The organism is Adlercreutzia sp. CNCM I-6215, from assembly GCF_977072315.1.
This window is the reverse complement of record NZ_CDRVMA010000001.1, coordinates 98,191-113,113: the sequence shown is the minus strand read 5'-3', so window position 1 is coordinate 113,113 and position 14,923 is coordinate 98,191. Positions and strand designations below refer to the sequence as shown.

The following is a 14,923-nucleotide window of genomic DNA, read 5'->3' as shown; positions in this document are numbered from 1 at the left end:
CAGCGCGGCCCTCGCCCGCTTTCCCTCTTTTCCCCACCTCTCAAGCGGCGCACGAAACCTCGCCGGCCGAACGCGGCGTCAAAACATGCTACGCTGCGTCCCATGCAGGGGTACCACCCGGCGGCACGTAAAGCCACCCCGTGGTTGAGAGGGCGCAGGCGCCCAACCCTTCGAACCTGTCAGCTAACACTGTCGTAGGGAGCATGCTCACCAAGCACACGGGGCGCTTCCTGCGGGGAGCGCCTTTTTTGGCGCAACTCGCAGCCAGTACTCCGGCTTCCGGAAAGGAATCGTCGTGATCGAACCTTCCACCAATCCCACCGCCCGCACCGAGGCGGAACTGCGAGCGCTCATGGCCCGTGCCGTGCACGAGGTGCGCGAGACGAACCCGCTCGCACCTTCCATCACCAACACCGTGACCCAGAACTTCGTCGCCAACGCCCAGCTCGCCGTCGGCGGCTCGGCGGCCATGGTGTATTTGCCCGACGAGGGCGAATGCGTCGCAGCCCTGGGAGGGGCCATGTACATTAACCTGGGTACCCTGCTGTCCGTCTACGAGCAAACGGTTCCCGCCACGGCGCGGGCCTGCGCGGCGGCGGGCAAGCCCTGGGTGCTCGACCCGGTGGGCATCGGCATCGGCAGCCTGCGCACCCAGCTCATCGAGGCCGCGCGCGAGAATCCCCCCGCTATCCTGCGCGGTAACGCCTCGGAGATCATCGCCGTGGCCGAGCTGTGGGGACTCGGGAACGACGCGGCCGAAGACGCTTCCGGCGACGGTCCCCGCGGAGTGGACAGTACCGACTCTGTGGACGCCGCCGAGCGCGCCGCCGTGGCGTGCGCCCGCTTCACGGGAGGGGCCGTGGCCGTCTCCGGCACTACCGACCTTGTCACCGACGGCGCCCAGGTGGCGCGCCTTTCCGGCGGATCGCCCCTCATGACCTGCATCACCGGCTCCGGCTGCTCGCTGGGGGGCGTGTGCGCGGTCTACGCCTGCGTGGCCGATCCCTTCGTGGCGGCGCTCGCCGCAACGGCCGCCTACAACCTGGCCGGCCTGCACGCTGCCGAAACCTGCAACGGCTCCGGCAGCTTCCAAGTCGCCTTCCTCGACGCCCTCTACAACCTCACCGCCGAGGAAGTGGCCGAAGCGCCCCTGGAACTCACCAGCACATCAGCCGCATAAGCCGAGAAGCAAAAGGAGATTCCTATGAACACGCTTGTTGCCGTTGCCATCGCGCCCTTTGGCGTGGGAGACGAGCTCGCGCCCTATGTGGCCGAGGCCGTCCGCGTCATCCGCGACTCCGGCCTGCCCCACCGCACCACCTCCATGTTCACCGAGATCGAGGGCGACTGGGACGAGGTCATGGCCGTCGTACGCGACGCGACCATGATCCTCGCCGATCAGGGCATCCGCACCGAGGTAATCCTGAAGGCCGACATCCGCCCGGGGCACAGCGACACCCTGCACACCAAGGTCGAGAAGGTGGAGACACTGCTGACCGAGTAGGGGTTCGTCCACAACTTTCCATCATCTCCATGGAGGCCCTTGCGCTTTCGCGTTGGCCCGCTATGATGCTGCCCGAAATACGACACGAAGCGAAAGAGGTTCCATGCTCCGCAAAATTATTCACATCGACGAGGACAAGTGCACCGGCTGCGGCCTGTGCGTCGACGCGTGCCACGAGGGCGCCATCGCCATGGTCGACGGCAAGGCGCGCCTGGTACGCGATGACTATTGCGACGGGCTGGGCGACTGCCTGCCGGCCTGCCCCACCGACGCCATCACGTTTATCGAACGCGAAGCCGCCCCTTACGATGAGGCCGCCGTCGCCGCGCACCTGGCCGCCCGTAACAACAGCGGCATGTCCAGCAGCGCTCCGGCTGCGCCCCATGGCGGCTGCCCCGGCTCGGCCGCCCGCACGCTCATCGATGACGCCCCGAAGCCGGCACCGTCGCCCGCGCACCATGGCGGCTGTCCCGGCTCCCGCAGCCGCTCCCTGGACGGAGCCCCGGCACCAGCCGCTCCTGTACCGGCTGCTCGCACCGCCGCTCCGGCCGCTACCGGCGCCACCGACGCGCTTTCCGCCGTGGCCGCCGCTCTGCCGAACCGCTTGGCTCAGTGGCCGTGCCAGATCAAGCTCGTACCGGTGCAGGCCCCCTACTACCAGGGCCGCGGGCTGCTTATCGCCGCCGACTGCACCGCGTTTGCCTGCGCCAGCTTCCACGAGCGCTTCATGAGCGGCAACGTCACCATCATCGGCTGCCCCAAGCTGGACGAGGGCTCCTACACCGACAAGCTCGCCGCCATCATCGCCGCCAACGACATCACCTCGGTCACCGTCGCCCGCATGGAGGTGCCCTGCTGCGGCGGCCTCGAGCGCGCCGCCGCCGAGGCCTGCGCCCAGTCGGGCAAGGACATCCCCTTCGAAGTGGTCACCTTCGCCGTCAACGGCGACGTCATCGGCTAGAAACAACCGACGCGCACTTGATTGAATGCGCCCCCTAGCTCATCGAGGATGACCAGGTCAGCCCAGCTCGACCATAACCGCCTCCGAGACGATCCCGGCTACCTCCGGGATCGTCTCTTCTTCCAAGGAAGAGAAGCTCATCACGAAGGCGGGACGGCGCCGACCCCTCCCCTCGCTGCACCCAGACCGCACCTCGTCGCATACCCTTCGGGCACCCTCGACTTCGCGAGCCTCGCACCGGCAGCCTACCGTTTCGTTCGAGCTGAGCCCAGGAGCGCCCGCCTCGCAACCCGTGAACCGATAACGGCCCAAAGGCGCCAGGCGCACACCCCGAATCGCAGCGCGCCGGGCCACGCGCTCCTCGAAAGTCGCGCCATCTCTCTTATCTCCTTCGACGCCCCTCACTTCCATGAGAAAGTGCAGCCCGGCGCCCGCATTGGCAAAGTGCAAATGATCGCCGGCCGAAGACGCCGCCAGTGCGTCAATCAGCGCGCTCAGCAACCGCCGGTAACGCGTCCGCTGGCGATTGACATGGCGCTCGTAGTCCCCCGACTCCATGAACCGCGCCAACGTCAGCTGCTCCAATGCACCCACCGTGCAGGCGTAGAAACCGAGCCTGTCGCGGAACCGTTCGGCCAGCGCCTCGGGCAGCACCATGTAGCCAATGCGGAAAGCACCCCCGAGCGTCTTCGAGAACGTGTTCGCGTAAATGACCCGCCCAGCCCCATCGAGGGCCGCGAGTGGAGGTACGGGACGCCCCGCCATGCGGAACTCGCAGTCGAAGTCATCCTCGATGAGGTAGCGCGACCGGGCACTGGAAGCTTTCACGCTCCGACCGCGAATCTCCCTAGCCGCTGCACCGTCCTCGGGCGCGGCAACCCCACTCTGGGCCCATTCCAACAACGAGCGCCGGCGCGACACCGGCACCGTGATACCGGTGGGAAACTGGTGCGACGGCGTGCAGTGCAGCACGTCGATGCGGGCACGCTCGAGCGCCTCCAAGACCGGCCCTTCCCCATCGAGAGCGATCGGCCGCACCGCCACGTCGTTCGACTCGTAGATGCGCGTAAGCCGCGGATAGCCGGGGTCTTCCACGCCGTACACCAGGTCGCGGCCGAGCAGCTGCACGAGCAGACCATAAAGCGACTGGGCACCGGAACCGATCACGATCTGGTCGGGATGCACCTCCATGCCGCGAAAGCCCCGCAGATGCGCCGCGATGGCCGCCCGCAACCGAGACGATCCCTGAGGCCCCGACGCCTCCAGCACCGTGCGCTCGCTCTCGTCGGCCAACACGCGCCGCAGCGTCCGTGCCCACGCCGCGTAGGGAAACACCCCTTCCGGCGCCGTCGCCCCCGTGAAATCGGCGAGCCATTTGCGTCCGGCGCCATTCTGGCCGCACCAAGATGCCCCACATCCGGCATCGTTCTGGCCGTTCCAAGATGCCCCACATTCGGCCCTGTCATCCTCGATGCTCGCGTTGCTCCGGATTTTCGTCGCATTCCCGCAGAGGCTCGCTTCGCCCTGGAACCCCCCACGCGCCCCCGAAACATCCCCTTTGCCACAAGCTATACAAAAGGACTCGTCTTTTGTGGCAAGTTTTTCGAGGGTTTCGACGCCGCCACCTTCCGAAACCCCCATTTTGGCTACGCCGAGCGCGCTTTTGCCCTCGAAACCGGCTTTGGAAGGCGATTTCACGGTTTCACGCGTCGAAACCCTCGAAAAACTTGCCAAATTCGCGCCGATTTCCTGCACATAGAAGCCGCTGCGGGGCACGGCGCGCACATAGCCCTCGGCCACCAGCTGGTCTAAGGCCCCCTCTACGGTGACGACGCTCACTCCCAAATGCTTCGCGAACGCCCGCTTGGAAGGGAGACGCGCGCCGGCCGCAAGAGCACCCGACTCGATGTCGGCTCGAAGCGCCCGGTAAAGCTGCTCGTACAGGCTCGTCTCCCCTCCGCGATTTAGCACATACGTGAGCATCGCTTTCCCTTCCTCCTCCTGCAGCACGCTTTGAACGAGCTGCTCCTTTACGACCACCTGGTCTTCCGCCAGATCGTCAGCTCGTCGGCTCTTTGCGAAACCGAGGCCACTTCCAACTGACCTTATTAAAACTTCCCAAATTGAATATAACACTAAGTTCAGTTATCCCTTACCCTTCCGCTCATATCTTTTGCAAAAGGAAGGAGTCCTCGTGACCGAAACCGCCCCCGCCGCTAACCAGGCCGGCAACCCCGCTACTCCCATCACCTCTGCTGAGCGCGTAGCCCTCAACCGCCAGCTCGCCCAAATGCTGAAAGGCGGCGTCATCATGGACGTCACCACCCCCGAGCAGGCCCGCATCGCCGAGGCCGCCGGAGCCGCGGCCGTTATGGCGCTCGAGCGCATCCCCGCCGACATCCGCGCGGCCGGCGGCGTGTCCCGCATGAGCGACCCGGCCATGATCAAGGGCATCCAGGCGGCCGTTTCCGTCCCCGTCATGGCGAAATGCCGCATCGGGCACTTCGCCGAGGCACAGATCCTCCAGGCCATCGACATCGACTACATCGACGAATCCGAAGTGCTCTCGCCGGCTGACGACACCTACCACATCGACAAGACCGTCTTCGCCGTCCCCTTCGTCTGCGGCGCCCGCGACCTCGGCGAGGCCCTGCGCCGCATTGCCGAGGGCGCCACGATGATCCGCACCAAGGGCGAGCCGGGCACCGGCGACGTCGTGCAGGCCGTGCGCCACATGCGCCGGATGAACGCTGAAATCCGCCGCATCCAGAACCTGCGCGACGATGAGCTGTTCGAAGCGGCGAAGGAGCTGCAAGTGCCGGTGGAGCTGCTGCGCGAGGTGCACGAGGCCGGCAAGCTGCCCGTCGTGAACTTTGCCGCCGGCGGCATCGCCACCCCGGCCGACGCGGCCCTTATGATGCAGCTGGGCGCCGAGGGCGTCTTCGTGGGCAGCGGTATCTTCAAGTCGGGCGACCCGGCCCGACGCGCCGAGGCCATCGTAAAGGCCACCACGAACTTCAACGATCCTGAGATGCTCGCCGCCTTGTCCGAAGACCTCGGCGAAGCCATGGTGGGCATTAACGAGCAGGAGATCCAGATCATCATGGAAGAGCGGGGGCAGTAGAACCCATGTCCCCAACCATCGCCGTCCTCGCCCTGCAAGGGGCCTTCATCGAGCACGAGCAACGCCTGCAATCCCTCGGCTGCACCACCATCGAGCTGCGCCAGGCCGCCGACCTCGCCCGTCCCTTCGACGGCCTGGTGCTCCCCGGCGGCGAATCCACCGTGCAGGCGAAGCTGCTGCACGACCTGGGAATGTTCGAACCGCTACGCGAGCGCATCACCGAGGGCTTGCCCACCCTCGGCACTTGCGCCGGCCTCATCCTGCTCGCCGACCATTTCCGCACCCTGCCCGTCACCGTGCGCCGCAACGCCTACGGCCGCCAACTCGGCAGCTTCCACGCCGAGGGTCGCTGGGAAGATGAAGCTGTTCCTCTCACCTTCATTCGCGCCCCGCGCATCGAAGCTACCGGCCCCGGCGTCGAGCCCCTCGTCACCCTGAACGACGCACCGGTGGCCGTGCGCCACCACAACCAGATCGCCGCCGCCTTCCACCCCGAACTCGACGACGACAGCCGCCTCTACGAAGCGCTCCTCGCACCTTTGAAGCGCGCCTACTGAACCAACCGATAGACGGCGCCCGGGCCGCGCGACGGCCCCAGCCGTTCCACAAGAGACTTGTCCATCAGCCGATTGAGCGCGCGGCTGATCGTTGCCTTCGACTTGCCCAACGCGTCCATAAGAATCCGCGAGCTCACCGGTGTGGGCGCCTCTTCCAAGAAGTCGACGATGTCGCACTCCACCGTACCCGGCGCCAGCACATGAATGGTATGGAAGCGACCGGTTTCGTCTGACCACTCCGTGACGGATCGCACGATCTTCCCGCCCGCAGCGCCCTCAGGCAGCCAAACACCACCGCGCCCGCCACCCCCCGCGCGCTCTCCGAGCCCGAACCCGAACCGCCCTGCCTCCGCGCCAGCGCCGGCCTTGTACAGCGCCACCTCGAAAGCGGTGATGTGGTCAATGGCTACCGGTTCCGGCATATTCGCCTCGCGCAAGCTGGCCCGAATCTGGAAGTAACCCGTGCCCTTGTTCTCCACCACACTGCCCACCTCGGCAAACCCCTCGGCATAGGGGGTGGCGCGCAGGATGTTGGCCAGTGCCTGGTTGCGCGGGAAGGAAACGCCAAGCTCGCCCAAACGGTCGACCGTCATAGCCCGGCACAAACCGCCTGGACTCAATATCTCAATGCGGTCGTCGTACATGGTCACCTGAACCTGGGAGGCGCACCCGTCCGGCGAGTAATCGCGGTGCATAAGCGCGTTGGCCACCGCCTCGCGCACGGCCGTCTCGGGATACTCGGGTCTATCGATGCGAAACGCGCCTTCCACTTTCGACGAGACGCGCACGTTGCGACGCAGCGCCACCATCAGCTCCGATATCATCACAGGGATGGGCCCGACGATCTCACGAGAATCGAGAAAGCGCAGCCCTTCGACGCTCACATCGGCCTTCGACGTCCCCGGGATCACCGTAAACGAAAGGCAGGCCCGCGGGAAATAACGCTGTGGAAAGCGCCCGAGCGCCATAAGTCCCGCCAATGTGGGTCGCACGATCCCCTCCCCGTCACGAGCCGTCACGCAGAGCGCCTCAAGCAGCTCCTCGTCGCTCATGCCCTTGAACGCTCGCGGCGAATCGGCACGCTGCCGGCGAATAAACCCCTCCAGAAGTTCGTCGTCAAAATCTCCCGCTGAAGCCCCTTCGACCACTTCGCGATCGTAGTGCGGCGGCCGACGCCCCTCCAGCAGGCGGTCCACCTCGTAGGGGCTCAGCCTCCGATCACCATCCCCCACACGCGCATAGGAGCCGTCATGCATTGCGCGCGACTTGACGAAGCAGGGCTTAAGCTCGGGCGGCAGTTCGGGCACCGTGGCCACCACCACAGGCGATCCTTCGAACTCGACAATCTCGACTGACGCCCGCACGGGCGGCTCCATCTTCTCGCCGCACATCTGGGCAAGCGCGTCGGCCACAGCACGCGCCTTGAAGCCCGGAACACCTTGGAACCCCGCTCGCTCCGCGAGCCCCAGAATCACCACGCCACCCGACGTGTTCGAAAACGCGCTCAGCGTCTCCGCCATGCTTTTCGGAAGCCCCTGAGAAGCCGCTTTCACCTCTACCCGCTCGGTGTCGGTGCCAAGACGTCGGGCGAGACCAATATAGCTCTCCAGATCGAAATCGTACACGCCCATAGCCCACCCCCGCAAATAGTTTCAAGAAGTCTCATCAGTATGCAACAACTTGAGACTATTTGCAACAACGCTTGTATTTGTTGGTGCGCGCAAACCCAACATTGTGCAAGACCCCTGCTCAGAGAATTCAAATCATGATTTGACTGTAACATCTGCGGGACCGACATCACCGGCAACACCTCCGCCCATGCGAAAGAACACATGAAGGCCGGTGAAGGATCTGGGCATCATAGTGAAATCCGTCAGATAGTCACCGGCTACAACACGGTTAGCCATAAGAAAGAGGGACATTGGGAAACGAGGGTTGTCGGCGGTCGTTGGGAATAGACGTTAGGCAGGGGTCATTAAGGATGCGCTTGATATTGCTGTCAAGCCCTGATAGACGATTTGTCCGTTTATCAGCCACAGTTGCTTAGATGCCGGCAGAGCATGAAACAATTTCTGCCAGTAGGCGTCATTTCGCGATGCGCATCTTTTATATCCAATAGGCTGCATGGGTATCGCTAACCCACACAGCCTATTGGCGCCCAATCTCTCTAACGTACTTATCTGCGACTATTGAATCTTCTGCGACCGACATAGAGCAGCAAAGAAGCCAGTCCTATAGCAGAAGCGCAAAAGAGAATCAGAGCAATACGCACAGGCAAGCCTAAGCTGTCACTTGTTTCTGCCAAAAAGCCTAAAGAGCTAGCAGGCTTATCAGTATCAGTGACGGAGTTCGCGTTATCTGTCTGACCCGAATTGATTTCCTGGTTACCTCCTGATGCCTCAGGTGCATCCGAACCACCGTTATTCCCTTGGCCACCGTTCATGCTTCCGCTATTGCCCTGATTGGTTCCACCGTTGTCTCCGCCTCCCTGCTCGCCACCACCTGACGGATCGCGTCCGTCATCGGTTACGCTCACGGCAAGATTCAATCTCTCGCTGTATTCATCAAAAGGCATCCCCTCTTTATATGCGGCGATTCGATACTTCGTATCTCCCGTAACACTGATAGGTCCGGTGTAAACGCGTCGCGTCCCGTTTGCATCGCAGGGGCAGGTGTCGTCGGTGGTGTAGTAGATGGTCGCTCCTTCGGTGGTGGTTGTCAGGGTTAGCTTCGAACCTTTCGGTACCGTCACGCTGTTCTCTTTTGGAGCCAACGCATCGAACGTGTTCGTTCCGATGGTTGCGGTGGGCCGCACGGGTTGCGCTGCATCAGAAGTGGTGCGAATCGCCAGCTCCTTGGAAAGCGACGTGCCAGTTGCCGCAAGGGTGAGCGCCGTCATTCCGGGAAGGTCACCATAGAGCGAGAACGATGTCTTGCCCTCGGAATCCGTCATGCCAGTTGCGATGCCCTCGCCAGAAGCGTCCAAGGCGCTGATACCGTCGAGCGCCGCGATGCTGGGCGCATCCACCTGTGCCGTCACCGGCTGGTTCGCCACAGGGGTGCCGTCCGAATAGCGCACGTAGGCCACAACTTGGACAGGTTCAGGAGCATCGCTTTGCAAGACGACGGCATTCTCATAGTTCGCAACGAGCTGCGCCGGACGTTTCTCGACGGTGAGCGTCTTCGACCATGACCCGAACAGATCGCCCAACGAACACTCCGTATAGCTCTTCGCACCGTTCAGCTTCACCGAAACACTTGCTCCTTCGGACAAGGGTTCTTGCGGGTAGATGCGCAGGACCTTGGCAAGCGCTCCTCCTCCGTCGGCCTCGCTGGCGTCTTTCGAGTCGACCCATTCAAGACGGGCTCTCTCGCCATCCACGAGGGCGCTCGTTCCTGCTCCCTCATCGGCTTTCATGTATTGGCTGAATTCCAGCTCTATATATTCGGGGCAGGCATTCGCAGCTACAACGCTTGGTGCCTGCGTTGACTTCAAACCTACCTTCAGCCCGGTTCGGATGGGGAGCACCGAAAGCCAGTCCGTCCTTGCTACGTCATACCCTTCTTTGGCGACCCTCACCTGATAGAAGCCGGTTGGCGTATCCCATTGGAAGGCTCCGTCTGCGCCCGTGGTCAGCGTGCCCTCCTGCTCGTAGTCTTCGGCATTCCATTTCCGTGCATTGCGGCCGTTTGCATCGTCTGCAACATAGATGGTCGCCTTGGCACCTTCTACGGGATTACTATCCAGCGCCTCATATACGATGCCCGACGGGTCGATGATCACATTTGACCCGATGCCGTAGAACTTGTCCCAGTCGATGATGTTCCTGACATCGTCGCTGCCATTGTTCTTCTTAGGAACTTCCTTGCAAACGCTCTTCCTGTAAGCGGTTGCCTGCTCATAGGCGTTCTTTGCCTTGTCGAGGTAGTGCGCGCGCAGCAGGTGAATCGAGGTGGATCCTGCATCGATCGCCAACGAGGCCTTGCTCACCACGCCGCCAGCAGTGCTAGCCCCCTCCGTCACTACAGAGCTGCTCCCCATGGTTGCGACAAGGATGATCGTCGATCCCACCGTGTTCCAATAACCGGTCATTACATCGGTGTAGTTATGGTCGTCCTCGTTCTCCATGAGCTCTCGGTACTTCTCGGCCGCATCGCGTTCGGCGTAGAGCGCCTTGAGGCAGTTCTGGCATGCTCCATCGCAAGGGTTGCGCTTCTTGTAATAGAGAATCCATTGGTTTATGGATTCGATGTCGGCTTCAAGGACGCCTAAGGCATCCATGTTGTCTAACCATGAGTCCATGGCGAATCTCAACCCCACACCACTTCCGATGACGCCGACGCCGCCCAGAACCTGATTGACATTCGTGCACTTTGAGATTTCATTGGCCACCTCTTCTGTCTCCTTAGCCCACATCTGGCTCTTCGCCCAGGCTTTCACCATGGGCGTGATCCTCTCAGGCGGAACGTCCTTGAGGATGCGGCGCGCAAGCACGTTGTCGAGCACACTCTTTGCGCCCTCGTCGATCACGCCGCTCACCATGTCAATCCCCATACCAAAACCATCCAACCCGGCGGCTTTGAGTGCATCCACCTTGGCGGAGCGCATATGGTCATCTTTCTCCTTATGTTCTGAGAAATCGACCTTGTAGGTGTTCTGCTTCTTTGCGTTCGGATCCGTAGCTCCTTGGGGTGCGCTTTCCGTCACCAAGCACGAATAGCCCGTGTAGACGCCTTCCGTCTTGCCGTCAGCACTGTTCTTCTGCGAGTCGGTGACGTAGAGCTCGGCTTCGAGGCGGCCGTCTTCCAAGGTCTGGACTTGGACGCCCTTTGCGCTGTCGCCTTCGGAAACCTTGACGACGCCGCCTAGCTTGTCCTGAAGGCAGTTGTCCATCAGGGCCGACGGTGAGCCCGATGCGCTCACCTTGCCGATGCCCGCGCTCGTTCCCATGGCATCCAGGCTGTTTCGTATGGAGCGGTTCGTCAGCTTTCCGCACGCATAGTTGTTGTCTATGGACTCCTTCATCCTGTGGAAGAAATCCTTCACTTCCTTGATCGTTGCGGCATCCTGACCCGCATACCACCCATCTATCTCCGCATCAGTCGGAATCGAGTACTCGCCGATATCCGGGTCTTCTCCCGTGAAGTCGGGGTCGTCGATCGCAGCAATCCAGGTGTCGTCCGCATCTATGGGTGCACGGAGGCTGTCTAGGCTGATATCCGCGCGCTGCGCCTCAATCTCAGCCAGTGAAGCCTGCGCCTCCGCTTCGGTGAGCGTGCCTTCTTTGACACGCTGCTTTATCTCATTTTCGAACGCCTGTAAGGACGCATCTATTCCTTCGCAGGTTTTGCTCAGCTCGCTGCCGCTGGACGACGTGTCTCCGAACAGATTCTCCAAGTAGAGGTATCTGTCCTTGGCTTCCTGTTCGGCGCGCTTCTTGATGCGCTCCTTGAAGTCCTCGTCGTCCACGTTCGACGCATAGGCCAAGGCGAAGTTGTTGAACGTATAGGTCTGCGGGATGAAGAGCTCCTCGGCATCCAATTCGGAGATACTGAAAGACCCCGAGTCGGGATTGTCTGCCAGCAGCTGCAGATAAGTTTCGTCCACGTACTCGCCGACAAAGCGCGTATATTGCTCGTCGCTTGATTTCTTTGTAAGCGGGATGGCGACCGTCCTGTCGTCCTGCATGACCGCATACATCCATAAGGTGTCGCCGGCGTTGATCTCGTTGCCTGCTTTCTTCACGGTGACATCGAACGTCCAGTAAGCGCACGATTTCCGGGCAAGCTGGTGATGGATGGTCAGGCATTTGTCGCTCTCCTTGCCGTCGGCGATGAGATCCTGCGTCCGGCCTTCATTCGTCACCTTAAACGACCAGATCTGTGCCTGGGGTCGGTAGGTGCAGTCCGCATAGGAAGAGAAAGTGGCTCCTTCTGTGGTAGCAGTTGCATCCACCTTCACACGGTCTCCGTAAAGAAGGGAATCCGTTAGGCCTTCCGGCAGGTCGAAGCCTACCGTTGCTTTGCCCTTGCTGTTCGTGGTAACCGATTCGCCGACGTTTTGCCCGTTGATGGAAAGCTGTGCGGTTGCGCCCGGACTTGCATAGACGATGGCGTTATTGCCCTTCTGGCCCACATAGCCGGACGGCACCTCAACGCTCATCCCAAGGGATGCGAACGAAAGATTGCCCGCAGGCACCGTGGCCCCAGAAGCCGAAAGGGAGAATGGCATCGAATATACCCGTTCCTTCGTCGGTGTCAATGCGATGGATATCACCCCGGAGGTGGCACCAGAAGGGATCTTCACGGAAAGAGCGCCTTCTCTCGATGTGCATTCGAGGGTCTCGCCCGTATCCAACGCGGCTGATGCGTCGCTGTAATCGTTTCGGGGAATGTCAAACGTGAGGGTCGCATCCATGGATCGGTCGAATTCGTAGCTGATCTGAAAGATTGCTTCGCAGTCGACGACAACGGAGCTTTGAGGCATCTTCGCAGTGACGGACTTCACGCCGATCGATGCCAGGGCATCCTCCGCCTTGAAATCGGGAACGCTAAGCGCAAGTGCGCTGGTAGCTTCGTCTTCGATGCGAATGTCCTCACTGGCATAGGGAAACGCGAGTCGCTTGATCACGCCTAGGTGAGAGGCGCTTACATTCAGTGAGGGCTTGAATGCCACTATCGTGTAATCGCCTGCCTTCAGTTTGCCGGTATCGAAATGCCAGGCGGGATTCTCTTGGCCGTCAGGCCAATACACTTGCGCATAACCATCCTGGATGCACCGGGCATTGCTTGCAGTGCCGTCGAACACCAGCACGCGGCTCGTCCCTTCGAAGGCGGCGTTGAGCGAGATGGTCGCACTGCCCCAGCGCGGAAGGACGGCGGCGAACTCTCCCGCTTCTTCGTTGAAAGTTGCAGTTGCAGGGGAAAGAGCGAGCGACTCTGCAGGGGTCACTTCAAGGGAAAGCTCGGCGAGGGCGGCAGGATCGTTGGCGAGCGATTCGGACAAGATGAGCTGACCGCGCTGCACCAAGTAATCGTCGGTGGCGCTCTCACCCGTCAGGTTTTTCCCTGGCTTGAGCTCTGCGCCGTTGCGCTTCAACGTAAACGAAAGGCTGTTCCAATTGGATACGGGAGCATATTCGGGATTGCCGCCGGTATCGCTGCTTCCCGTTTTGCATCGCAGGCTTATGGGATAGACCCGCTGAACCGCCAGTTTCGAAAAACCGGTTATCGTGCCCGCGTCCCAATCGCCCGTCATCTGTCCAGCGGGACGCAGCAGCTCCTTGTCGTAATACCCTGGCATCGTTATGGTGATGAGCGTTTCTACAGCAGGTTTTAAGCCTTCTGCCGTGAAGGCGCCGTCATCCGCAACGTTTGCTTGATAGGTGGAATCACCCTGCTGCACGATAACCTTCACGTCGGTTGTCGCGACACCCTCGGGAAGGTCGAGTTTACCCGTGACCTTCACGGTATTGATGTCGTCGTCGAGCCAAACCCAATTGATTCCTTTTCCTTTCTCTAGCTGTGAGAGCTTCCAGGGGTCTGACTCCGTGCCGTCTGTGCGCTTCTTGTAGGCATAGACAGTGGATCCATCATCGCAGGGCGCATACACGCTGCCTTCGTAGTAGATATCGTCATGAGCTAGGCGCACATCCGGGTTGTCGATGCGCAGCATCACCGCACCGCATGAGTCGAATGCGCCACCAAGGTACTGAAGCGATGTCGGCAGCACGATCAGGTCTTGCGAGGCAAGCCCGTCGCAATCGGAAAACGCACTGTCGCAGAGGCGCTCTATGCCGTTGCCGTCTGGGGATGTCTCAAATGCAACAGAGGTAAGGTCACCTGCCGAGCCTGAGCTGAAGGCGTACTCCCTGATCTCCTTGACGAAGCTGGGGAACGTGACGCTCTGCAGATGTTGGTATTTAAACGCTGCCACCGAGATATAGACGTCGTAGCTTCCGTCGAGCACGGCTGCTATGTCCATCGATTTAAGGCCGCCATCTCCGTAGAGCATGACCACGTCGCGGGTTTGCCCATCGACCGTATCCTCATAGCCCTTGTTGAGATAGGCATACACTTCGGCATCATGCAGTGGGTCCGGCGCTTGCCAGCCGCAATCGAACGACCAGCCCGGATCGTTCCAGTAGCCGTTGTCCTGCACGAGCGTTCCTACCCACATCTTCTTACCGGAGCAAGAGGCGGACGTCTTCCATAGGAGCGACTTGTCCAACTCGGGGTAGTTTTCGCATTCATAGTTGTCCAGCGTGGCAAGGTTCTGGGCATCCACGCCGCTCGCAAACGGGTTGGGGCCTGGTTCTACGGACGCTTCTGTGACTGGCTGGCTATCTTCGGCGCCTTCTGCCACATCAGCATCATCCGAAGAGACAGTAGACTGGTTCGAAGCATCCTCATCCGGAACCTCTTCGTCGGAAACGGATGCGCCACCACCAGCGATGCTGTCCGTATCATCCTCGGATGCGCCATCAAGCAATATGTTGCTGGAGACTGAAAGCGCATCATCGGGCACATCGACTTCAGAATCGCTCACAGGGAGCAGTGCCGCCTGAGCGTCTTCGCTCGCGACTGCGTCCACCCGACTTGAATCTTCGGCAAATCCGACGATGGGACACATGGTCACAACCAGTGCCAAGGAGAGTGCGACGGCACAAGCTTTTGCAAAAGGAGATTTTGCTGTCTTGTCTTTTCTGGGCATGGCGGTTTCTATCTTTCTCTTGGTGAGGGATCCCGTTCATTCTCCGAAATCGAGGAACGAGGCA

At 61.2% G+C, this 14,923-nt stretch carries 8 protein-coding genes and 1 riboswitch; of the genes, 5 read left to right on the top strand and 3 right to left on the bottom strand.

Features of this window, described 5'->3' with window-relative positions; all coding sequences use genetic code 11:
* Positions 1–96: 96 nt before the first annotated feature.
* Positions 97–218, top strand: a riboswitch (TPP riboswitch).
* A 77-nt stretch (positions 219–295) separates the two neighbouring features.
* From ACW4LP_RS00440 to ACW4LP_RS00430, 3 genes are all read left to right on the top strand, one after another.
* A complete protein-coding gene (locus ACW4LP_RS00440; RefSeq protein ID WP_418686453.1) occupies positions 296–1,180 on the top strand; it encodes a hydroxyethylthiazole kinase in 885 nt (294 codons plus the stop codon).
* 24 nt (positions 1,181–1,204) lie between these two features.
* Positions 1,205–1,504, top strand: coding sequence for an MTH1187 family thiamine-binding protein (locus ACW4LP_RS00435; protein WP_455803363.1), 300 nt, complete (start codon positions 1,205–1,207; stop codon positions 1,502–1,504).
* A gap of 103 nt (positions 1,505–1,607) precedes the next feature.
* Positions 1,608–2,465, top strand: a complete 858-nt coding sequence (locus tag ACW4LP_RS00430) for an ATP-binding protein (protein WP_455803362.1) — start codon at positions 1,608–1,610, stop codon at positions 2,463–2,465.
* Between the two features lie 57 nt (positions 2,466–2,522).
* Here the strand turns inward: ACW4LP_RS00430 and ACW4LP_RS00425 are convergent, their stop codons facing one another.
* Positions 2,523–4,505, bottom strand: a complete 1,983-nt coding sequence (locus ACW4LP_RS00425) for an aminotransferase-like domain-containing protein (RefSeq protein ID WP_455803361.1) — start codon at positions 4,503–4,505, stop codon at positions 2,523–2,525.
* Positions 4,506–4,710: 205 nt separating this feature from the next.
* On the opposite strand from ACW4LP_RS00425, the gene pdxS reads away from it, so the two are divergent.
* Both pdxS and pdxT read left to right on the top strand, forming a co-directional pair.
* Positions 4,711–5,589: a pyridoxal 5'-phosphate synthase lyase subunit PdxS gene (gene pdxS / locus ACW4LP_RS00420; RefSeq protein ID WP_418686459.1), complete on the top strand. Its 879-nt coding sequence runs from the start codon at positions 4,711–4,713 to the stop codon at positions 5,587–5,589.
* Positions 5,590–5,594: 5 nt separating this feature from the next.
* Positions 5,595–6,146 carry a pyridoxal 5'-phosphate synthase glutaminase subunit PdxT gene (gene pdxT, locus ACW4LP_RS00415; protein ID WP_455803360.1) on the top strand — a complete coding sequence of 184 codons (552 nt, stop codon included), beginning with the start codon at positions 5,595–5,597 and terminating at the stop codon, positions 6,144–6,146.
* Here the strand turns inward: pdxT and ACW4LP_RS00410 are convergent.
* Together ACW4LP_RS00410 and ACW4LP_RS00405 are read right to left on the bottom strand one after the other, a co-directional pair.
* Positions 6,140–7,777, bottom strand: coding sequence for an ATP-binding protein (locus ACW4LP_RS00410; RefSeq protein ID WP_455803359.1), 1,638 nt, complete (start codon positions 7,775–7,777; stop codon positions 6,140–6,142). The genes pdxT and ACW4LP_RS00410 overlap by 7 nt on opposite strands.
* 545 nt (positions 7,778–8,322) lie before the next feature.
* Positions 8,323–14,859, bottom strand: a complete 6,537-nt coding sequence (locus ACW4LP_RS00405; RefSeq protein WP_455803358.1) for a chitobiase/beta-hexosaminidase C-terminal domain-containing protein — start codon at positions 14,857–14,859, stop codon at positions 8,323–8,325.
* Positions 14,860–14,923 lie beyond the last annotated feature (64 nt).